Origin of the sequence: Paraburkholderia sp. RAU2J (assembly GCF_003634845.1) — a bacterium.
Taxonomy (GTDB): domain Bacteria; phylum Pseudomonadota; class Gammaproteobacteria; order Burkholderiales; family Burkholderiaceae; genus Paraburkholderia; species Paraburkholderia fynbosensis.
This window is the reverse complement of the sequence record NZ_RBXG01000002.1, coordinates 2,009,218-2,029,329: the sequence shown is the minus strand read 5'-3', so window position 1 is coordinate 2,029,329 and position 20,112 is coordinate 2,009,218. Positions and strand designations below refer to the sequence as shown.

The following is a 20,112-nucleotide window of genomic DNA, read 5'->3' as shown; positions in this document are numbered from 1 at the left end:
TCACAGCGGTCTTCGGCACCACCAGTGACCCTTTGATCAGGTGAAACGACATGAGTGGGCCGCGAGGCCTCACTGTTCACCATAAGAGCATCTATCGCTATTCGGAGCCAGTGAGTTTTGGCGAGCATCGAGCGATGTTTGGGCCGCGCTCCAGCCATGACATGCGCCTCGTGACATCACAATTGTGCATGACGCCCACACCGACCCGTCTATATTGGCTGCATGATCTATTTGCGCGCCATGACGACCGAGATCAAAGACGGATTTCTGTATGTCCTGCGCACAGGGAAAGGCGTCTACTGTCCGGCAGGCCGTAGCGGCAACTGCCACGATTTCGCCGTACTGATGATCGATGCGGCCCACTCTGCTGGCTTTGCCGTACGCTTCGTCACCGGCTACATCTTTGTCCCGGATCACGACACCACTCAGGGAGGCGGCGCCGCACAGGCATGGTTGCAGATCTTTCTACCGGGGGCGGCTGGGTGGATTTCGATCCGACTAACAGCATCATCGGGAACCGGCACTTGGTCCGGGTAGCCGTCGCGTGGGACCAGCATCAGGCCTTGCCGCTGTGGGGACCCTGGACAGGCGCGCAAAACTCGTTTCTCGGTATGGATGTTGAAGTGAGCGTCACCGAGGACCGCTGTTGAATTTTTATAGGGAAGGCTGCCGCAATGAAACTGCGTGTTGGTTATGAACTGATTTACGAGTGCGAGCAGTACACCCCGATGATGCTGATGCTCAATACGCACTTCTCACGGGCGCAAGATGTGTTGCAGCCGGATCTGCTTGTCGTCGATCCGGCAGTAACCATCCTGCAGTATCGGGATGGTTTCGGTAATCTGTGCAGCCGCCTCGTCGCCCCACCGGGTCGAATCGAAATGTCGACGAGCGCGTTGCTCGAAATTTCCGGCCAACCCGAAGAACGGGAGCCTGACGGTCACCAGCATCCAGTCGAGGAATTGCCCAACGAATGCATGGTGTTTCTACTCGGCAGCCGCTACTGCGAGACCGATCTGTTGTCCGACGTTGCGTGGCAGCTTTTCGGGCAATCGCTGCCCGGGCGCGATCGGGTGCAAGCGATCTGTGACTTCGTTCATCGCCACATTGTGTTCGGCTACGAGTTTGCCCGGCCAACCAAAACAGCGTGGCAGGTCTACCACGAGCGACAGGGCGTGTGCCGCGATTTCGCTCATCTGGCAGTTGCATTGTGCCGAGCCATGAACATTCCTGCCCGTTACTGCACGGGATACATTAGTGACATCGGCGTGCCTCCGCCCCACAGTGCCATGGACTTCGCGGCCTGGTTCGAAGCCTATGTCGGCGGCTGCTGGCAAACATTCGATCCGCGCAACAACGTGCCGCGCGCTGGGCGCGTATTGATGGCCCGCGGACGCGATGCCGCCGATGTCGCGATAAGCAACACTTTCGGGGCGGCAAAGCTCGTGAAATTCGCCGTGCATTGTGCGCCGGAGGAGGTGTGAGTGGGCCAACGGACTTTTGGCAGGCCTCACATGGGCTCGCCAGGTTGGACCGCATGCACACCTGCTTGCCGTGTCGGCGACCGTCCGACTTGAGTCACGAAGAACGATCATAGATACGCGCAACAAACTCGCACCTAAGTCGCCGTCTCCGTTAGCGAACCCATCCCCGCACGCTCGAGCCACGAGCGGAACAGCACGACCAGTTCATCGTCTGACTTCCCGTCCGGAACGTAAGTGCAATAGCTCCGCGACGGCAGACGGGGGCCATCGAACGGAGCGACGAGCCGGCCAGCCGCGAGATCGTCGGCTACGAGCGCAGTCGGTCCCATTGCGATCCCTATTCCGTCGATGGCGGCCTGCAAAGTCAAATAGAAGTGGTCGAAGGTCAGCGTCGCAGCCGGCTTCAGGGCAGGGATTCCGGCCCGCGTCAGCCAGTCTGGCCAGAGTCGCGGCAGACTCGACGTATGCAAAAACGTATGCTCCCGCATATCGTCCGGCGTTCGCAGCGGTAATCGCAGCAGGAGCGCCGGGCTACAGACCGGCAGCCTTTCCTCGGAAAGGAAAGGCCGCATCGAGTAGCCATAGAACGTGTCCGGGCCGCCCCGGATGATGACGTCAAAGGCCTGCTCCACACTCTCCACCGGTTCGTTCGACGTCTCGACCTTGACATCTACATCGGGATGCTCCGCGCGGAATTGAGCCAGTCTCGGTACCAGCCAGCGCAACGTGAATGTCGCGGGCGCGTTGACGGACAGCGTCCGCGAGACGGGTTCCGGGAAACCATATCGGGCGGTGGCTTGCGAGAGTCGCTCGAACAGAGGGCCGACCTCCGCAAGGTAGGCCTTTGCCGCCGGCGTCAGCAACACGCGCCGGTTGTGCCGTTCGAATAATGCTGCGCCGAGCCACTCTTCGAGCAGCCGCACGTGCTGACTCACCGCACCCTGAGTCGCAACCGGGCGTGGCGAACGCAACGCGCCGTCTAACTGCTCACTGATGACAGCTCGACGCGCTTGCGTTGCAGGAACCGGCGCACGGCCGGATCGCGTTCGAGTCCGATCGCCAGCTCGTATGCGCCGAGCGCTTCGGCCGTCGCGCCGGCCCGTCCGAGCAGATCGGCGCGCGCGGCCCAGTACGGCTGGTAGTCGGCCAGCCGAGGATCGTCCGCATACGGCCCGAGCGCGTCGAGCGCCGCCTGCGGGCCGTCCCGTTCCGCCAGAGCGAGCGCGCGGTTCACCGCGACCACCGGCGACGCGGCAATCGCGAGCAGCGCATCGTAGAGCTGCACGACCTCGTCCCAGTTCGCACAATGCGTCTGGCAGCGGTGCACGTGCGCCGACTGCAGCGCGGCCTCCAGCTGAAAGCGTCCGATTGCGTTGAACGTGTTCGCGCGCCGCAGCAGTCTGTCGGCAGCCTCGAGCATGGGCGCGTTCCATTTCGCCGGATCCTGAGCGGACAGCGGCACGTAGTCACCCACCGCATCGCGTCGCGCGCCGCAACGCGCCTGCGCATACAGCATCAGCGCTAGCAGACCCAGCGTCTCCGGCTCCCCGGGCAACAGTTCGACGAGCAGGTGAGCAAGAAACAGCGCCTCGCCGGTGAGATCGCGCCGCCCGCTATCGCAGCCGGCCGGGTCGGTCCACCCCTCCGCATACACGGCATAGGCCGCTTCCAGCACCGCAGCCAGCCGGCCGGGCAACTCCTCGCGCCCGGGAACGCTGAACGGAATGCCGGCTTCGCGGATCTTGTTCTTCGCCCGCACGAGGCGCTTGCTCATCGCGGCGGGCGACATCAGGAACGCGGAGGCAATCGTCTTCGCTTCGAGCCCGAGCACCACCTGCAGCATCAGCGGCGTGCGAATCGCGGCCTCGAGCGCAGGGTGCGTGCACGCGAACAGCAACGCCAGCCGCCGGTCGGGCAACGCGCCCGCTTCACGCTCGTCGACCTCGTCAGCGAGGATCGTGAGCTGATTGACCACGTCGTCGCCGACGCGGCGATGGCGCGCGCCGTCGATCGCCCGCCGGCGCGCGACCGTCATCAGCCATGCTTCGGGATTCGCAGGGCAGCCTCGCGCCGGCCAGTCGGCGAGCGCGGCTGCAAACGCGTCGGCGAGTGCGTCCTCGGCTGCCGCAACGTCGCGCGTGCGCATCGCCAGCAGCGCGACGAGCTTGCCGTAGCTGCGCCGCGCGACCGCCTCGGCAATCGAACGCGCGGCGCCGTCGGCGTCAGGGCCGCAGCCGGACGAACTCATGCGGACGGCGCGTCGTACGGGGCAGTCCACACCGGGCGCACTTCCATGAGGCCGTGCGCCGCGCCGGGACAACGCGACGCCCACGCGATCGCCGCGTCCAGGTTCGGCACGTCGATGAGGTAGTAGCCGGCGAGTTGCTCCTTCGAATCGGAATACGGTCCGTCGAGTACCTGCGGCTTGCCGTCGACGAGCCGCACCGTGGTCGCCGCGTTCGTGTTCTGCAGCCGGTTGGCGCCCAGCAGAACCCCCGCGTTTTTCAACGATTCGGTGTACGCCTGATACGCGGCGACGCCTTGCTGCCGCTCGCTGTCGGTCATCTGGTTCCAGCCGTTTTCTTGGGAATAAATCATCAGCAGGTATTGCATATGAGCCTCCGTCATGGGTTGAGGCGGGTGAATGACATCGAGCCGCCATCACAATGACGCGCGGGCGGCATGCCGACGGACAGGCGGCCTCGAAAAAATCGAGGACCGCGCGCCGCTTTATTGGTTTGCCTCCACCGAGGAACCTGCGCGAGGGCGGATGGGGGCAGCCCGCCGCCGGCTCCGCGCGGCCTTCAATTTCGGCGGACCACTGCAGACTGCATTAAAGCCCTGTTTCCGCAGGTATCGCAACAACCCCAGCGAGGATGGCTTTCAATTGTCGTGGCCTTGTCTTCCACGCGATGACGGCAGCGAAGCACCCGCCGGCCGTCCGCTTCCTCGCGCCGCCAGATTTGCGACCGGCCGCCGTCGCGTCGACCACCACTCCAGCGCCCGTCGCATACCACGCGTCGTCGGCGGCGAGGAAAAGGGCGGTTTTAGCCACGTTCCCGATCCGCTTGAACGGCACCGTGGCGGCAAGGGCTTCACCGGACTGGCGCAGTTGCTTTTCGGGCAGCCCAGGATTGCTCGCGAAAGGCATGTCGATCGGGCCGGGGCTGACCGCATTGACGCGAACGCAGCGCGGCGCGTCTTCGCGATCCAGAAGAGCGCGCTGTATCTGCGCGACGCCAGCATCGTCAGGTATGCAGCCGTCCACGGCCAAAGAAAAAATATTTCAAACCCGCCACAATATGCGCCTCCCTCAAACGTCTTCAGACGCATGGAACCGCCACCCACCTCGGACACGATGACCGAACGAGACAGCGACATCACCGCGACCGTGGTGCGTGAGCGCGCGAGGCTCGTCAATTTCATCCGGCGCCGCATACGCGACCCGAACGATGCCGAGGACATCCTGCAGGATGTTTTCCAGGAATTCGTGCGGGCGTGCCGGCTTCCCGCGCCGATCGAACAGGCGAGCGCGTGGCTTTTCCGTGCCGCGCGCAATCGCATCATCGACCGTTTTCGCAAGAAGAAGGAAGAGCCGCTGGCGGATCTCTTCGAGGAGGACGACGCCGACGGTGAGTACCGCCTCGACCTTTCCCTGCCGGCGCACGATGCGGGTCCCGAAGCCCTCTACGCACGCGCCGTATTGCTCGACGCATTGCAGGAGGCGCTCGATGAGTTGCCGCCGGAGCAACGCGAAGTGTTTATCGCGCACGAACTGGAAGGGCTGTCTTTCAAAGACATGGCGACGGAAAGCGGCGTGACGCTCAATACGCTGCTGGCGCGCAAACGCTACGCAGTCTTGCATCTGCGCGCCAGGCTTCAAGCCATTTATGACGAACTGGATATTTAGAGGAGTGGACGGATGAACTTTCGAATCAGATGGGCAGGCAAGGCGCTGCTCGTGGTGATCGGTATAGGTGTGCTCGGATGGGCCGTCATGATGCTATGGAACTGGGTCGTTCCGGCGCTGTTCATGGGCGCCCGTACGATCGATTTCGCGCATGCCCTTGGCTTGCTGGTTTTGAGCCGCATCCTGTTCGGCGGATTCCGCGGACGCAGTGGCTGGCGCGAGCGCCGGCATTGGCGTAAATGGGACGCCATGACGCCGGAAGAGCGGGAACGATTCCAGTCGGCATGGTGCTCGCGGTCGGCGCGTCCGGTGCCTCCCGCACGACGCGCGGAAGATTGAACCTATGCAAACAAGCCGGATAAAAAACCGGCTGATCCGGGAGAACGTATGACATCTACGGCCACCACGCTTTTGCATCGGCTTCACGAACAGAGTCAGACTGAAGTGATGGCCCGCGCCCGCGCGCGGTTCCGTGGATCGAGTGAAGAGTTTCTGACGCTCGCGGAGGAATACGACACGCTCGCCCCTCGTCTGCGTGGACGATTCCTCGAAACGCTCGGGCTCTCCAGCGAAGATTTCGAATCTTCGCAAGACACGGCGCTGTCGCTGGCGGTGTCCGCGGAAACGGGGCGATTTTTACGCAACATGGCGCTCGCGCACAAGCCGGCTCGAATTCTCGAACTCGGCAGCTCCTGCGGTGTATCCACGCTGTATCTCGCCGAAGCGCTTCGTATACTCGGCGGCGGCGTGGTTGTGGCGACCGAACTCGATCCTGCGAAGTGCGCCCAGCTTCGGGCTCATGTTCGAACGGCGGGTGTGGCGGCATACGTCGATCTTCGGGAGGGCGATGTCTTCCAGACCGTTTCCGAACTGCACGGCACGTTCGACATGGTGTTCATCGACGTCTGGGCCGATACGTATCTGGATCTGTTCAGGCAGACCGAGCGCCTGCTACGTCCGGGAACGATTATTCTCGCCGACAACATGTACACCGCCGAAGACGCCGTTCGTCCATACAAGCAGTACCTCGACGGCAATCCGCGCTTTGCAACCACGACGCTGGACTTCGAATCGGGGATCGAGTTTACGGTCGTCGTTTCGTAGGTCGACAAGCAGGGCGCTCTTCTTCGGAGAACGACAGATCCGCGCTCTCAGGCGCCCACGCCCGACGCAGCAGACAAAACTCACCCACCAACGAAAACGCGGCGCATCGAACCCGATGCGCCGCGCGCCACAACCGACAGTCCCGAAAGACCACCGGTCACGTGCCTTTACCCTCCATCAATTCGACGTCACGAGCGAATCGGACGGCACGATGCGAAGCGCGCCCGGATTATCCGCCGCCGGATTCGACCAGCGCAGATGCATGCTGGCCGGCCCCGTGCCGTGCACATACTCGACCTTGATCGACGCGCGCTGCTTGGCCGCAAGCCGGGCCTTGCCGCTGACGGTCGATTGCGACGCGCTCTTCTTGTCGATCACCTTCACGCCATTGATCCACAGACGCGCCACGTTGTCGCTGTCGATCGAGAACGTGTAGGTGCCTTCCTTCGCTGCCTGGATCGCGCCGGTCCACCGCACGCCGTAGCCGGTCGCGTTGACGCCCGCCGAGGCGTCAGGCGAATCGGTGCCGCGCTCGGTGTTCAGATCGAAATCGATCATCGGCGTAATCGACGTCTTCACCGGCGCGCTCGCGAAGGTCGGATCGTTGTAGTAGCCGACCTGCAGCACCGGCAGCTTGACGTTGAAGCCGCCCGTCAACGCCTGGGTCTCCGACGTTTGCCACGGATGGCCGTCCGGATAGATCGTCCCCTGGAACGGCGTCGCCGGCTCGACCGAGGCGGGTGCGCCCGGCACTTCGCCCCAATGGAAGCGCGTGTTCGTGCGGCCGATCATCAGCTCCCACACGATGAAGCCGGTCGTCCCGCCGTAGTTGGCGACGATGCCCGGCATGGTTTGACCCGCGGTGCCCGTGAAGCCGCGTTGCAGCGTCTCCGAGTTCAGCGCGCTGACATTGCTGCCGTTCGCCGGTGCGCCATACGGATTGCCGTACGGGTGGAATGCGTAAAAGTCCGAGAAGTACGTGCCTGCATCCTCCTGCACTTGTGGCGAATTGATCGGCTGCGTCGCGCCCGCATTCAGGATCGCGATGCGCGCGTCGTTCATCATGACCGCGCGCGTGTTCTGCAGCGAGCCGTTGCCGCTGCAGCCTGGCTCGTTCATCGGCTCCCAGAAGATGATGCGCGGGTCGTTGCGGTGCGGCGCCACGAAGTCGGTGATGTAGCTCGCGAGGCTCTGCTTGTACGTGACGGCGGAGTTGGACGCGCTCGGCTGGAAATACGCCTGTTCGACCGGCGTGCCCGGCGACTGCACCCACCGGCTGTTATGCACGCCCCAGACCGGCGCCGCCTGCGGACCGTACTGCGGCGTCGCGTTCCAGCAATCGTCGTAGAAGATCGGCGAGACCTTGATGCCGTGGCGCGCGGCAATCTTCAGCAGGTTTTCGAACTTGCTCAGGAATGCCACGCGATCGTTGGCCCACACGAGGTAGTGCAGGTACACGGCGATCGTGTTCATGCCGTAGGTCTGCGCGTACGTCAGCTCGCGGTTGACGATCTCGGGGTCGTAGTTCTCCCAGAAGTCGATCGCGTTGACCGCGTTCGACGGCGTGTAGACCGCGCCGACCACCTTCGAAAAATCGAAGCTCGGCGAAGTCACGCTCGGATACGTGTGGATCGTGATGTTGCTGAACGTCGCGCCGACGCCGAAACGCCGCAGCCCGAAGCTGCCCGACCTGAACACCGCGGGCAGGGCATTGGTGGCGTCGTTGACGCTGATCACGCGCTGCTTGTCGAGGTCGACGGTGATTGCCGTGCCGCTCGTCGTCACCTTCAGATGGTGCGTGCTGCCGCCGACGACCGTACTCACCGGGTACGAGATGAAGTTCGTCCAGTTGTTGTTCTGGCGTCCTACGACGACCGAGTGCGTGCCCGTATCGAGGCCGATGAAATAGCCGGTCAGGCTGTCGGGGCCGCCGGCCGTCGGGTTGGTCGTGCGCACGATGAAGCCGGCGTTCGCGGCGCCGCTGCCGACCGGCGCGCTGACCGTCACGTCCGCTTCGTACGACGCGGTGGCATAGGTGCTGGCGAGCGCGACGGTCTTGTCGCCGGCGCCGGTGCCGTTGGTGGCCGGCGCGGGAATCGTGATGCTCGCGTTGCTCGTGCCGGGGCGCCAGCCTTCGGTCGAGCCGGGCGCGAGGTAGTTCGTGAAGTCGCCGAACGAGAGCGTGGTCGTGGAGACCGGCGTGGGCGGTGCCGGCGGGGTGTAGGGCGGCAGGTCGAGGGTGGGATCGGCGATCACGAGCGGCGGTGTCGTCGTTTTCATGCCGAGCGGCACGCTCTTCGCGGCCTTGAATTCGCTCTGGACGTTGGCCGCGTCGGCCTGCGCCGCGGCGGAGGCCGCGGCTGCCGCCGAAGCCGATGAATCGACTGCGTTGACCTGCTTGTCCGCCGACGCGGACACATTCGGCGACCCGTCATTACCGCCGCAAGCGCCCAGCATGGCGAGCGTCGCCAGCACAAAGTAATTGCGCACCTTTATCTCCTGATGTCCCCGCTTAATTGATGGTCATAATTATTATTAAATCTGCATGCGGCCGTGGATGGTGGCACCGGACGCATCGATGCGGAAATAGATATGAATAATATTATTAGTTTGGCCGGGCTGTATCAGTACATACCCGCAATTGTCGAATGAACGCCACCGGGATACGCGCGAGGGGGACGGGCGGCAGATCATGCGCAATGGATTAACCGCGGCTGCCGCTGTCGATCGGTCACAAGGCGGCAGGCATAATCCGTTTTCCAGCCGCTCGCGCGAACAATGCGATGTAGTGTTCGCGCGATCCGGCGATGCACTGCTTCGCTCGCCCTCAGGACAACCTATGCTGCCTTCCGTCGCCATTCGCCCGAGCGCCGTGCCCCTGCGCAGCGTGGCGCTGATCCTCGTCTCGATGTTCTGCTTTGCGGTCGTCGATGCGCTGGCCAAATCGGTGGCGCTCGCCTATCCGGCCAACGAGGTGACGTTCTTCCGCATGCTATTCGGCCTGTTTCCGGCGGTGGCGGTGTGCCTGCGCGGCAAGCCGCTCGCCGCACGCCTGAAGCATATGGATGTGCGCGGGCAAACCCTCCGCTCGCTGACCTTGCTCGGCGCATCGGGCCTGTTTTTCGCGGGCCTGCCGTACATGCCGCTCAGCGAAGCGGTGGCGATCGTGTATTCGGAGACCTTGCTGGTCATCGTGCTCGCGCCCCTGCTGTTGAAGGAAGCGCTCAAGCCGCGCGATGCGCTTGCGGCCGCAATCGGTTTTATCGGCGTGCTGTTCGTGGTGCGCCCGGACGGTGCGCATTCGAGCTGGCTCGGTCCCGTTCTGCTGATCGCGAGCGCGTTGTTCGGCGCGCTGTCGATCATCCAGATCAAGCGCATTCGCGCCACCGACGATTCGGCCACCACCGTGCTGTACTTCACCGTGGTCGGCACGCTCGTCATGGGCGCGTCGCTGTTTTTTGCGTGGCGCACGCCGTCGTTCAACGCGCTCGCGGTGATGGCGTTGCTCGGCGCGTTCGCCACCGCCGGCCAGTTGCTGATGACGATGGCGTTCCGTCAGGCCGACGCCGGCGCGCTCGCGCCGTACAACTACACGAGCATCGTGTGGGCCGCGCTATTTGGCTACCTCGCGTGGGGCGAGACGATCGGCGCGATGTCGCTGCTTGGCATCGCGCTGATCGTCGGCAGTTCGATTGCGGTCGCCATGCGCCGGAAACCGGAAGAGGGGCCGCTGGTGTAGGCGTGCGCGGTTCTGCTCTTTTTGCGGCCGAAAATGGCTGGCGTTTGGTTCGGAGTCCACCCATTCAATCGTCTTAACAGAACTGGCTCTTCCCGCCATACGGCCTGCCTGATCCGCCGATTCGACATCCGCCAAACATAAACAGAAAATTGGATGCATCCAGTGCGCGTGCGCTTTCGTACGTGGATTGATCGGTCGGAAGTTGCGGCCGTGACGGCGGCATCCATCGTATCGATCGTCGCTGACCCTCTGATCAATCCGGGCGCGTTGCGCGCGCCGTCATAGGGCACGCACGGCGCCATGTCCATTATTGGAAGGGGATACGTTGTGTACAGCGAACCTGGAAAGGTGGTGTTCACGGGCATCGTCATGGGCGTCCTTGCGATCGGCGCTTTGTTGTACGTGTCGGAGTCTGAAGACGACGGGTCGCCGGCGGATGAACTCGACCTCGCAAGTCGTGACGAGCTGGCGCATTCCGCGCGCGGCGACGTCACAAGTGGAGCGGTCACGTACGGCGCCGTCAAATCTCGCAGCGATTCGGCCGCAAGCGCAACGGATCGTTTGCACGCGGCGCGCAGAAGTCTGCTGCGCGACGATGTCGCCGCCGCACGCGCGCAACCGGATGCGATACGTGCGACGCGCCAGGATGACGGCCCGGTGCTCGAGGTGAAGAAGCGGGCGCAGGCGGATCAGGAGCGGCGTGCGCTTGCGGTATCGCAAGCAGAGAAGGCTGCGCGAGCGGTGGAGAAAGCGGGGCGAACGCCGGCCTCTTCGCAGGTGAAAAGCGCTCACTCGCGCGATAGCCGCATTGCCACGCGCGCGCATTCGAATCATGTGCCGAGCTATACGAAGAACCCGCGTGCGGCCGAAACCGTGACGGCGGTTCCTGGCGGTTATAGCGCACGGAGTGGGAGCGTGTCGGCGGCGAGCGCGCTGCCTCATGCAAGTGAGTCGGCCGATGTGCCGCGTACGATGAAAGCGGTGGAGAACGCGCCCGCGACGCACGATGCACCCATTGTGCCCATCGCGCCGCTTGCAGAGGCGCCGTTGCAACAGCCGCAGCTTGATGTGCAACCCGCGCTGTCGGCACCGCAGACCGAACCGGTCGCGCAAGCCCTGGTGTCGCCACCGCTGGTTCAGACCATGCCGTCAGGCGGCGTATTACCGAAGCTGGACGGCGGACCGAAATCGCGCGCGCAGGTACGCGCGGAGATCGTTCACGCACGGGAGGACGGCAGCCTTCCCGCGTTCGGCAATCCCGACCCCGCCGGCCCGAGCGGCGCGCCGAATCTGACGGGTGCGCCGCGTCCGTGAATGCGGGCGCTGCGCGGTGCAGCGTTTCGCATCGCGATGTCTGCATCGCTTCGCCACTGTGCGTCGAGGCACACGCCGGCCAGACACGATCGCACGCTCCGGACCGGCGACGCTCAGCGCAGTGACTCGGCCAGCCGCGCGAAGGTCGGCTCGTCGGTGCGATCGAACGCGAGCGGGGTGACCGACACGCGCCCCGAGGCGACCACGGCGGTTTCGCTATCGAGATCGTTCGCACGCGTGCCGCGTTGAAAACGTAACCAGTGATAAGCCATGCCGCGAGGGTCGACTTGCGGTAGCACGTCGATATCCTCGACGAGGCCGACGCCTTGCTTCGTTGGCGTGAGCGGACCAGCGGCGGCCGCGTCGACATCGGGGAAATTGATGTTCAGGCAGGTCGGCGCGGCATGCTCGATCGCGAGCAACTGACGGATCACCCCGGGGGCGAGCGCGCGTGCGGTATCCCAGCGCACCTTGTCGCGATTGCTGAAGGTCTGGCTCAGCGCGAACGACGGCAGCCCGAGCAGCAGGCCGGTCATCGCCGCCCCGACGGTGCCCGAGAACATCGTCTCGACGCCGAGGTTGCCGCCGCGATTGATGCCGGAAAGAACCAGCGTGGGCGGCGCGTCGCGCATCAGATGGCGCACGCCCATCACGACGCAGTCGCCAGGCGTGCCCGTCACGCCGAAACGCCGCTCGCCCTGACGGCTCACGCGCAGCGGCGAATGCAGGCTGATCGAATGCGAGGTGCCGCTCTGATCGTGTTCGGGCGCGACCACCCAGACTTCGTGCGCGAGTTCGGCGGCAACGGCTTCGAGCACGGCGAGGCCGGGCGCGTCGATACCGTCGTCGTTCGTCAAAAGCACTCGCGGCACTTTGGATTCGTAGGTGGACATCGCAGCAAACTCCTCTTGGTGGATAAGGAAACGGAAGACTCATTATCGGACTATCGGGGCTCGCGTGTCGCGAGCGGCGACGCGGCGCGCATTCGTTGCGGATATCGAGCGGCTATGCAAAGGTTTATCGTCGGGTTTTAAAATGAGCAAAGACTATTTGCTGTTCAGGCAATAATGGTGGAAATGCTCGATGAGCTGACATTTCATTACTATTGGTTCCGATCGAAACTAAATGGAATGAAAAGTAGTTGCGCGGGCGCTGTGTCAGGCAGCAGGGTGGATAGTTATGTGCCGCGCCAGAACCCGTGAAAAACCAATAAAATCAGATGTTTTTTGCAAGCGGTGAAGGGCGGCGCAGCTGTTTTTAATTCCTGCTCTGTCCAAAAATGCTTGTCCTGGTCGGTGAAATAAACGGAAAGCAAAAAAACGTCGAAGTCGTAAAAACACAACGCCGTGATCAACTGAAAAATAGTTTTTCAATTTGTCGGCTATTCTCCGCCGCTCGATGGCATCCGCCATTCGAATCTGGAGAGAAATCAATGAAAAAATTCGTACTGTCGAGCCTCTCGCTCGCGCTCGTCAGCGCTGCGGGCGCCGCTCACGCGCAAAGCTCCGTCACGTTGTATGGCCTGATCGACACGGGTCTTACCTACACGAACAACTCCGGCGGCAGCAAGAACTTCCAGCAGGCGAGCGGCCTGCTCAACGGTAATCGCTGGGGCCTGCGCGGTTCGGAAGATCTGGGCAACGGCCTGAAGGCGATCTTCGTGCTTGAAAGCGGCTTCAACCTGTCGACCGGCAAGATGGGCCAGAACAGCCGACTGTTCGGCCGCCAGTCGTTCGTCGGTCTGTCGAGCGATCAGTATGGCGCGGTGACGCTCGGCCGTCAGTACGACAGCGTGGTCGATTATCTCGGCCCGCTCGCGCTGAACGGCACGCAGTACGGCGGCACGCTCGCCTCGCATCCGTACGACAACGACAACCTGAACAACTCGGTACGTATCAACAACTCGGTCAAGTACCAGAGCGTCAATTACGGCGGCTTCAAGCTCGGCGCGCTGTACGGCTTTTCGAACGCGGCGGGCAGCTTTGCCGACAGCCGCGCTTACAGCGTCGGCGCGTCATACACGTTCGGCGGCCTGAAAGCGGCGGTCGGTTATCTGCAACTGAACGGCGCGGGCTCGACCACCAATTCGAGCGGCGCGGTGGCCGCGGGCGACTCCACCTTCACGGCGGCGCGTCAGCGTACCTATGGCGCGGGTGTCAACTACGCGTTCGGCGCGGCGAATGTCGGCCTCATGTTCACGCAGACGCAACTGAGCGACGCGAGCGCGATCGGCACGTCGGCATCGGGCACGACGAGCGGTCTGACGCTCAATGGCGGCAGCGCGCGTTTCACGAACTACGAACTGAACGGCCGTTACGCATTGACGCCGGCGTGGACGGTCTCGGGCGCGTACACGTTCACCGACGCGCGTCTGAACGGGGCGAGCCCGAAGTACAACCAGCTCACGTTGCAGACCGACTACGCGCTGTCCAAGCGTACCGACGTCTATGCTGAGGCGGCTTATCAGCATGTCGGCAGCACGGGCAACTCGGGCGTCACGGCCGATATCGTCGGCGTGAGCGCATCGTCGACCGATACGCAGGTGGTCGGCACGGTGGGTATCCGTCATCGCTTCTAAGCGGACGCTTTAGCGTCACGCTGCGAAAAAGCCCGTCACTGACGTAATGCCGTTCAGTTAAGGTCTTTTCTAAGATACCGGACGGAGTAACGTGAAGGGCGGGATTTGACGACCCGGTCGCATGCGCGCCCGGGTCGTTTTTCATTCGGAAGAGACTTGAGCCGTTCGCGCAGGCGCCGAAGGCATGCGGGCAACTTTGCATAGGCCGGCGTGAGGGCGGCCCACATGAGTTCGTGCTGGATCGTATGGAGGGCGCGCACGAAGCTGATGTCGGTCGGTGCGAGTTTCGCCTCCCATGCGGCGCTGGCGATCTCACGGCGAATCAGGTTGTAGGCGATCAACGCCCCCCATATCTCCTGATACCCCCCTTCGACGGTGCGGCTGCGCAGGGTCAACTCCGAACCCAGCATCGATTGCTTGAGCTCCCCGTAGCTGGTTTCGATCTGCCAGCGACGCTCGTAGCAGGCAACGATATCGGCAGGTTTGAAGCGTCGGCGATCCCCGAGCGAAGTCAACAGCACGCGTTCGCGTCCACGCGCGTCGATGGTTCGGATCGCCCGCGCATTCCAGTATTCGGGCAAAGCCGGACACTTTTTGCGCGCCTGCGGCGAGACGCGCATGCGCACCGTCGCATCGTCAGCGGTACCGGAGATCACTTCCCAGCAGGTATTTGCTTTGGCCGGAATCAGGAAGTGACGATTGGGCGCGTTCATCGTCAGACCACACAGGATTTCTGCGGCCAGAAAGCCCTTGTCGAACACCGTCAGCGAGTCTTGCGGGATCTGCGGCAGCAGGCTTTTGGCGTACACCATTTCGTTGGTGTCGTAGCGACCGAAATTGATATCGGCCACCAGATGCGTTGGAATCGCCGTGAGCGTCACGGCGCGCACCTGCGGATAACTGGCCACCTTGCCACTGGCATAACCTTGCGCGCCAAAGTGTTCACGGTTTGCCGGACTGTCGGGTACGCGCAGCGTGGTGCCATCCATCGCCCAAAGACTTAATCCCTTGAACGCATGATGAGCCGCGTCCTGAGTCGTCCACGCCCGCGCTGTCTGCTCGAACAGCCAGGCCATCGGCGCCTCGCCCACGCGCTGGCGCGCCTGCGCCACTGCGCTCTTGCTGACAAACGGCGCGGCCTCGTTGGGCAAAGCCAGATCGAGACTGTCGAGTACTTCGCTGATCGACCAGTGCCGGTACATCGCCAGCGCGATTACTAACCACACCACCTGTTCAGCCGGCAGGCGACGGCGCCGGATGCTCGCCGTGCCGGTTGCCTCGACCGCACGTTTGATCCACTCGTAGGGCAGATGCTCGGCCAACCGTCGCAGATCGGCCGGCTCCTGTGCTTCGATCACGTATGTGAGGTGGTTGGCAAGCATCGCGCCGACAAGTTAACAGCTCAGCGCAACGTTTACAACCACTTCCTACACCAAAAATAAAATGCCGTTCAGTCGCTTAACTGAACGGCATTACCGTCACTGACGGGCTTTTCTCACTTCTTTCTTGCGTCTTCTGATTTTGTTGCCGGGCGCGTACCATGCAGACTGCTTCGTGCGCCGCCCGGACCCTGACTCCCACCCCGACCGGCCACAAACGGACTTCGTCGGCGCGTGATCGAGCTGGCCGCGCGCGTCACCCATCACCTCGTGCCGGATGTACAGACATGCAGATAGAACCGTTTGAGATCGCCATTCCCGATCGTGACATCGACGATCTGCGCGAGCGCATTCGCGCCACGCGCTGGGCGCCGGGCACGCCGTCGCCTGCATGGCAGCAAGGCGCCGACCCCGCGTGGTTGCGTGAACTGGCGACGTATTGGGCCGAACATTTCGACTGGCGCGAGGCCGAACGCAAGTTGAACCGGCAGGCGCAGTTCATGACCGACATCGGCGGCCAGAGCGTGCACTTCGTTCATCGGCGTGGCGAGGGGCTCTCGCCTTATCCGCTGGTGATCACGCATGGCTGGCCCGGTTCGTTCTTCGAGTTTCACACGTTGCTCGACCAGCTCTGCGACCCGGCCGCGTTCGGCGCCGATCCCGCCGACGCGTTCGATGTCGTCGTGCCGTCCCTGCCAGGCTTTGCGTTTTCGCCCGCGCCCGCGCAGCCGGGCACGTCGGCGTTTCAGGTCGCGGACCTGTGGGTGTCGCTGATGCGCGGTCTCGGCTACGAACGCTTCGGTGCTCAGGGTGGCGACCTCGGCGCGGGCGTGTCGATCGCGCTCGCCGCACGGCATCCGCAAGCCGTCGACGGCATCCATCTGAACTTCCTGCCCGGTTCGTATGAGCCCGCGATCGGCGCGGCCCGGCAGCCGCTCACGCCCGACGAGGAAAAATTCCTGCGCGATAAAGCCGAATGGGCCGCGCTCGAAGGCGGTTATGCGCATATGCATAGCACCAAACCGCAGACCGCGGCCGCCTCGCTCAACGATTCGCCGGTGGGGCTTGCCGCATGGATCGGCGAAAAGTTTCGCGCGTGGAGCGATTGCGACGGCGATGTCGAGCGGGTGTTCTCGAAAGACGAACTGCTCACCAACATCTCGCTCTACTGGCTCACGCAGAGCATCGGGTCGTCGATGCAGATGTATTGGGAGAACCGCTTGCAGCCGATGCGTTTCATCGACGGGCAGCGGGTCGTGCCCCCGGTCGGCTACGCGCATTTTCCGAAGGAACTGAGCCATCCGCCGCGCAGCTGGCTAGAAAGAACCTTCGATGTGACGCAATGGACCGACATGCCGAGCGGCGGGCATTTCGCGGCGATGGAAAAGCCCGGTTTGCTTGCGACCGAGATCAGGCAGTTTTTCAGGCCGTTGCGGGAGAAGAAAGGCTAGCGAGGCGGGAGGCGCAAGTACGCCGCCTGCTTTGTCAGCCCCGCATAACCCAAGCATGGAAGCGCGGCAGCACGCTCGCCAGCACCCCGCGCGCGTCCGCATAAGCATGCGACGCGGAACGCGCCACGCTGGACTACTTCGAGACGAACTCCGCAGCGCGCGCCGTCGTCTTGGCAGGCAGGATCAGATGGGCGGGCGCTTTGCGTTGTACCGAGGTACATGCCGGTAAGCAGGTTATCAAGTCACCCTTATCAATTCGATCGACAAGATCTTCAACCACGTCAGCATGATGCAACGGCGCGTTGCTCGAAAAGAGGCCCGCTTCGGTGACTTTTTTCACCGAACCGTTTCTGGCGCCGCCTGTGCGTCGCGCGTCTGCGCGGCGGGCTGCGGCGCGTGATGAAGCGCGTGATGAAGCGGATCGTCAGGACGTTGAACGTCGAAACCCCTCGCTGTCCGCCTGGAAGGTAAACGCGCGCCATGCTTCACATTTTCACGTCGATGCGTCCGTAGACTCCGTTTGTTTCGTCATTCGGCCCGGCGGCGAAAAACAGTGTGTTGACCGGCTGATTGTCGAGCCCATTGCCGAACGCGATACCCCATAAGCCGCTTTGTGAGAACGCCGAGCCGTTTGGCAGATTGATCGGGCCGTGCGGCTCGCCGCTCGCGGGATCGAATGCGTTGATCGTGCCGTCGCCGAAGTTGCCGATCAGCACGTCACCGCTGAAGCGGCCGAAATTGGCCGGCGCTTGCGTCACGCCCCACGGCGCATTCAGCGGGCCCGCCGACGCGAAGCGCTGCATCAGATTGCCCGCCGTATCGAAGACATCGACGAAACCGAGGCCGGCGCCGTCGACGTTGTCGTGGGCGGCCGCATCCTGTTTCGCGTAAGTCACGAAGAGCTTTGTGCCGATCGCCTGAATGCCGAACGGCGCGAAGCCGGCGGGCAGCGTCGAGTCCTGAAACTTGCCCGGCATCGCCACCTTCGCGAAGCCGCGGTCGAACACGTCGATTCTGTTGTTATGAAAGTCGGTCGCATAGAGGAAGTTGGCGCCGCCGTTGTTCGCCAGTGCGAGTCCCTTGTAGACCGCGCCGGCACTGCCGCCGTCGAACATGACGAATGCGACGGTGGGCGCGACCGCGGGCGCCCACGCAGCGATCGTGCCGCCTTCACCTGCGAAGATGAATGCGCCGACGCCGGTTTTGCCGCCTTGTGTGACGCTGAAATCGCTGGTGCCGTTGAACACGATGCCAGTCGGACTGGCAGGTCCGGCGGTTCCATTCGGAATACTGACGACAAGCGATTGCGGCGTGCCGTTGCCGTCATACAAGGTCGCCAGCGAGGTAGCGTTGTCGGCCACCCAGACGAAGCCCTTCGGGTTGAACGCGACGCCCCACGCGTTTTTCAGGTTTGAGTCCGTGTGCGCTGCCGCGACCGAGCCATCGGACACCAGCATGGTCGAAACAAACGACTGCGTGCTGAGCGAATCGGAACTCCCTCCGCACGCGACAAGGCTCGTCAACGCTGCGCCGCCCACGACGGCGCTCAATACCTTAAGCACGGACTTCATGGCTGCACCTCCCTGATGACCGACGGTCATTGCGCCTATTGAACGCATCGGGTCGCGGCTTTATTCCGCGGTTCGAAGGGATTTTTTGAATGGCGTTGGCGAGGCGTTGGCGCGAGCTGCGCGACTTGCGTGAGTAGCCGGTTGTTGACCGATCGCATCGGTTTATCGGAATCCGCCTGTAGTTCGAATGTTCGGTTCGCAGGCTTACTCGTGCGCAATGTGAATGACGCGATCGCCAGCGGCGTACAAGGACACAGGTTAGCCAGTGCCGCCCCCTTCGCGGATGAACTGCCGCGTCACGCCGTTGAGATTGCGTGGCTGTTCACGATCGCCCGCGCAAAAAAAACTTGACGCTGTGCGTCCATCGCTTATAGTTCACCATATGGCGAAGTCTCCAGTCAGTCAACTCGATCGTACTTTTTCCGCCCTCGTGGACCCCACGCGGCGGGCCATCCTCGCGCGTCTGGAGCGTGAGCCCGGCCTCTCAGTGACGGAAATCGCGCGTCCGCTGCCGCTCAAGCTGCCGGCGGTCATGAAGCATCTCGACGTGCTCAGCGACGCGGGTCTGATCGCTCGCACGAAGAGCGGCCGAACCGTGTCGGTCGAACTCGTCGCCGCGCCGATGGAAGAGGTGATGGCCTGGCTGCGGCGCTATGAACGTTTCTGGTCCGCGAGTCTCGACCGGCTCGCCGATTTTGTCGAAGGGGAAGAGCAATGATGGAAGAGAAGCCGAGCCTGACGATCGTGCGGCGCCTGAAGGCGCCCCCGGCGAAGGTCTACGCGGCATGGACGCGCCCCGAGTTGATGGCGCGCTGGTGGGGACCCGACGCCGGGCCGGTGCTGAGCGCCGAAGCCGATCCGCGCGTAGGCGGCCGCTTTCGCGTGGTGTTTCAGACGCTGGATGGCGAGACGCACGATTGCCGCGGCGAATACCAGCAGGTGGAAGTGGATCGCAAGCTCGTCTTCACGTGGCAGTGGGTCACGCTGCCCGAGCGGCGCTCTCTCGTGACGATCCAGTTTCGGCCGATTGACGCAGGCACCGAAATGACCTTCACGCACGCGCAATTCTTCGACGAAGCCGCGCGCGATGGTCATCAGGCCGGCTGGAGCGGTGCGTTCGAGAAGCTGGACAGTCTCATCGCCGAACTGGAAAGCGCAGTCGATAGCGATTAAATGTACTGCTTGCCAAACCCGCACTATGGCATTTGTTTTGGACAGGCACCCGCGAGCGTGCCGTTATGCGAAGCATTTCGTTTGCAAATTGAATGCAGCGGAGTCTGACCTTTAGCCGGCGCGTTTTTTTTTGAAGGTTTCGGCCCGTAGTGCTTTGGGAAAACGATGGCAAATGCGGCAACCAACCGGGAGTCACCATGAGCTTTATTTTTGCCCTGCTCCAAAAGATCAGCGATCTCTTTGCGTCACCCCATCTGCCGCTGGATTCGGACTACTCGTTCGAGGCGCGTAGCCGCGAATCGAAGCGCATGCGTAAGGCACTTGCTACGTTGTTCCGCATTGAGCAGAGCGACAAAAACTAGTTGAACCGACCCTCGCGCGGACCACCGCGTGAACGGGCGCACTTCAG

General features: G+C 63.0%; 22 protein-coding genes and 1 pseudogene. 13 read left to right on the top strand and 10 right to left on the bottom strand.

Annotated features, from left to right (window positions below; all coding sequences use genetic code 11):
• Nucleotides 1–50 precede the first annotated feature (50 nt).
• From B0G69_RS42100 to B0G69_RS26515, 3 genes are all read left to right on the top strand, one after another.
• A complete protein-coding gene (locus B0G69_RS42100) occupies nucleotides 51–317 on the top strand; it encodes a transglutaminase N-terminal domain-containing protein (protein ID WP_241991475.1) in 267 nt (88 codons plus the stop codon).
• Nucleotides 241–537, top strand: coding sequence for a transglutaminase-like domain-containing protein (locus B0G69_RS42095; RefSeq protein ID WP_241991474.1), 297 nt, complete (start codon nucleotides 241–243; stop codon nucleotides 535–537). The genes B0G69_RS42100 and B0G69_RS42095 overlap by 77 nt, the downstream gene beginning before the upstream one ends.
• A gap of 137 nt (nucleotides 538–674) precedes the next feature.
• Nucleotides 675–1,484, top strand: coding sequence for a transglutaminase family protein (locus tag B0G69_RS26515; protein WP_121322491.1), 810 nt, complete (start codon nucleotides 675–677; stop codon nucleotides 1,482–1,484).
• Between the two features lie 134 nt (nucleotides 1,485–1,618).
• On the opposite strand, the pseudogene B0G69_RS26510 reads toward B0G69_RS26515, so the two are convergent.
• From B0G69_RS26510 to B0G69_RS26495, 4 genes and pseudogenes are all read right to left on the bottom strand, one after another.
• Nucleotides 1,619–2,425, bottom strand: a pseudogene (locus tag B0G69_RS26510) (LysR substrate-binding domain-containing protein); the annotation flags it as partial.
• A gap of 38 nt (nucleotides 2,426–2,463) precedes the next feature.
• Nucleotides 2,464–3,732, bottom strand: coding sequence for a DUF6596 domain-containing protein (locus B0G69_RS26505; RefSeq protein WP_121322489.1), 1,269 nt, complete (start codon nucleotides 3,730–3,732; stop codon nucleotides 2,464–2,466).
• Entirely contained in the window at nucleotides 3,729–4,097 is a 369-nt protein-coding gene (locus B0G69_RS26500) for a YciI family protein (RefSeq protein WP_121322487.1), read from the bottom strand. The genes B0G69_RS26505 and B0G69_RS26500 overlap by 4 nt, the downstream gene beginning before the upstream one ends.
• Nucleotides 4,098–4,317: 220 nt before the next feature.
• Nucleotides 4,318–4,635, bottom strand: a complete 318-nt coding sequence (locus tag B0G69_RS26495; protein ID WP_241991555.1) for a hypothetical protein — start codon at nucleotides 4,633–4,635, stop codon at nucleotides 4,318–4,320.
• Nucleotides 4,636–4,815: 180 nt separating this feature from the next.
• Between B0G69_RS26495 and B0G69_RS26490 the strand changes: the two genes are divergently transcribed.
• The 3 genes from B0G69_RS26490 to B0G69_RS26480 are packed head-to-tail and all read left to right on the top strand — an operon-like array spanning nucleotide 4,816 to nucleotide 6,498.
• The gene (locus tag B0G69_RS26490) at nucleotides 4,816–5,394 is read left to right on the top strand and encodes a sigma-70 family RNA polymerase sigma factor (protein ID WP_199731406.1); all 579 of its coding nucleotides are present in this window, start codon (nucleotides 4,816–4,818) and stop codon (nucleotides 5,392–5,394) included.
• Nucleotides 5,395–5,406: 12 nt separating this feature from the next.
• Nucleotides 5,407–5,733 carry a hypothetical protein gene (locus tag B0G69_RS26485; RefSeq protein WP_121322481.1) on the top strand — a complete coding sequence of 109 codons (327 nt, stop codon included), beginning with the start codon at nucleotides 5,407–5,409 and terminating at the stop codon, nucleotides 5,731–5,733.
• 48 nt (nucleotides 5,734–5,781) lie between these two features.
• Complete coding sequence (locus B0G69_RS26480) at nucleotides 5,782–6,498, top strand: class I SAM-dependent methyltransferase (RefSeq protein WP_121322479.1); 717 nt, start codon at nucleotides 5,782–5,784, stop codon at nucleotides 6,496–6,498.
• A 177-nt stretch (nucleotides 6,499–6,675) separates the two neighbouring features.
• On the opposite strand, the gene B0G69_RS26475 is transcribed toward B0G69_RS26480, so the two are convergent.
• Nucleotides 6,676–8,988 carry a PA14 domain-containing protein gene (locus B0G69_RS26475; protein ID WP_241991473.1) on the bottom strand — a complete coding sequence of 771 codons (2,313 nt, stop codon included), beginning with the start codon at nucleotides 8,986–8,988 and terminating at the stop codon, nucleotides 6,676–6,678.
• Nucleotides 8,989–9,337: 349 nt separating this feature from the next.
• Between B0G69_RS26475 and B0G69_RS26470 the strand changes: the two genes are divergently transcribed.
• Together B0G69_RS26470 and B0G69_RS26465 are read left to right on the top strand one after the other, a co-directional pair.
• Nucleotides 9,338–10,237 carry a DMT family transporter gene (locus B0G69_RS26470; RefSeq protein WP_121322477.1) on the top strand — a complete coding sequence of 300 codons (900 nt, stop codon included), beginning with the start codon at nucleotides 9,338–9,340 and terminating at the stop codon, nucleotides 10,235–10,237.
• A 327-nt stretch (nucleotides 10,238–10,564) separates the two neighbouring features.
• The gene (locus tag B0G69_RS26465) at nucleotides 10,565–11,551 is read left to right on the top strand and encodes a hypothetical protein (RefSeq protein ID WP_147440776.1); all 987 of its coding nucleotides are present in this window, start codon (nucleotides 10,565–10,567) and stop codon (nucleotides 11,549–11,551) included.
• A 113-nt stretch (nucleotides 11,552–11,664) separates the two neighbouring features.
• On the opposite strand, the gene surE is transcribed toward B0G69_RS26465, so the two are convergent.
• Together surE and B0G69_RS40735 are read right to left on the bottom strand one after the other, a co-directional pair.
• The gene (surE, locus tag B0G69_RS26460) at nucleotides 11,665–12,444 is read right to left on the bottom strand and encodes a 5'/3'-nucleotidase SurE (RefSeq protein ID WP_121322473.1); all 780 of its coding nucleotides are present in this window, start codon (nucleotides 12,442–12,444) and stop codon (nucleotides 11,665–11,667) included.
• A gap of 264 nt (nucleotides 12,445–12,708) precedes the next feature.
• Nucleotides 12,709–12,963, bottom strand: coding sequence for a hypothetical protein (locus B0G69_RS40735; RefSeq protein WP_147440775.1), 255 nt, complete (start codon nucleotides 12,961–12,963; stop codon nucleotides 12,709–12,711).
• A gap of 20 nt (nucleotides 12,964–12,983) precedes the next feature.
• Between B0G69_RS40735 and B0G69_RS26455 the strand changes: the two genes are divergently transcribed.
• Nucleotides 12,984–14,129 carry a porin gene (locus B0G69_RS26455; protein WP_121322471.1) on the top strand — a complete coding sequence of 382 codons (1,146 nt, stop codon included), beginning with the start codon at nucleotides 12,984–12,986 and terminating at the stop codon, nucleotides 14,127–14,129.
• Between the two features lie 53 nt (nucleotides 14,130–14,182).
• Here the strand turns inward: B0G69_RS26455 and B0G69_RS26450 are convergent, their stop codons facing one another.
• Nucleotides 14,183–15,511 carry an IS4 family transposase gene (locus B0G69_RS26450; protein ID WP_121322469.1) on the bottom strand — a complete coding sequence of 443 codons (1,329 nt, stop codon included), beginning with the start codon at nucleotides 15,509–15,511 and terminating at the stop codon, nucleotides 14,183–14,185.
• Between the two features lie 284 nt (nucleotides 15,512–15,795).
• Between B0G69_RS26450 and B0G69_RS26445 the strand changes: the two genes are divergently transcribed.
• Nucleotides 15,796–16,959 (top strand): epoxide hydrolase family protein, encoded by a 1,164-nt coding sequence (locus B0G69_RS26445; RefSeq protein ID WP_121322468.1) that lies wholly within the window; start codon nucleotides 15,796–15,798, stop codon nucleotides 16,957–16,959.
• 133 nt (nucleotides 16,960–17,092) lie between these two features.
• On the opposite strand, the gene B0G69_RS40730 is transcribed toward B0G69_RS26445, so the two are convergent.
• Both B0G69_RS40730 and B0G69_RS26440 read right to left on the bottom strand, forming a co-directional pair.
• The gene (locus B0G69_RS40730) at nucleotides 17,093–17,299 is read right to left on the bottom strand and encodes a hypothetical protein (protein ID WP_147440774.1); all 207 of its coding nucleotides are present in this window, start codon (nucleotides 17,297–17,299) and stop codon (nucleotides 17,093–17,095) included.
• A gap of 145 nt (nucleotides 17,300–17,444) precedes the next feature.
• Nucleotides 17,445–18,530, bottom strand: coding sequence for a TIGR03118 family protein (locus B0G69_RS26440; protein ID WP_121322466.1), 1,086 nt, complete (start codon nucleotides 18,528–18,530; stop codon nucleotides 17,445–17,447).
• 382 nt (nucleotides 18,531–18,912) lie between these two features.
• Here B0G69_RS26440 and B0G69_RS26435 point away from each other — a divergent pair, with 382 nt between their 5' ends.
• From B0G69_RS26435 to B0G69_RS41490, 3 genes are all read left to right on the top strand, one after another.
• The gene (locus B0G69_RS26435) at nucleotides 18,913–19,248 is read left to right on the top strand and encodes a metalloregulator ArsR/SmtB family transcription factor (RefSeq protein WP_121322464.1); all 336 of its coding nucleotides are present in this window, start codon (nucleotides 18,913–18,915) and stop codon (nucleotides 19,246–19,248) included.
• Entirely contained in the window at nucleotides 19,248–19,703 is a 456-nt protein-coding gene (locus tag B0G69_RS26430; protein WP_121322461.1) for an SRPBCC domain-containing protein, read from the top strand. Before B0G69_RS26435 ends, B0G69_RS26430 begins: the two co-directional genes overlap by 1 nt.
• 197 nt (nucleotides 19,704–19,900) lie before the next feature.
• Nucleotides 19,901–20,065, top strand: coding sequence for a hypothetical protein (locus B0G69_RS41490; protein WP_199731347.1), 165 nt, complete (start codon nucleotides 19,901–19,903; stop codon nucleotides 20,063–20,065).
• The last annotated feature ends 47 nt before the right edge of the window (nucleotides 20,066–20,112 follow it).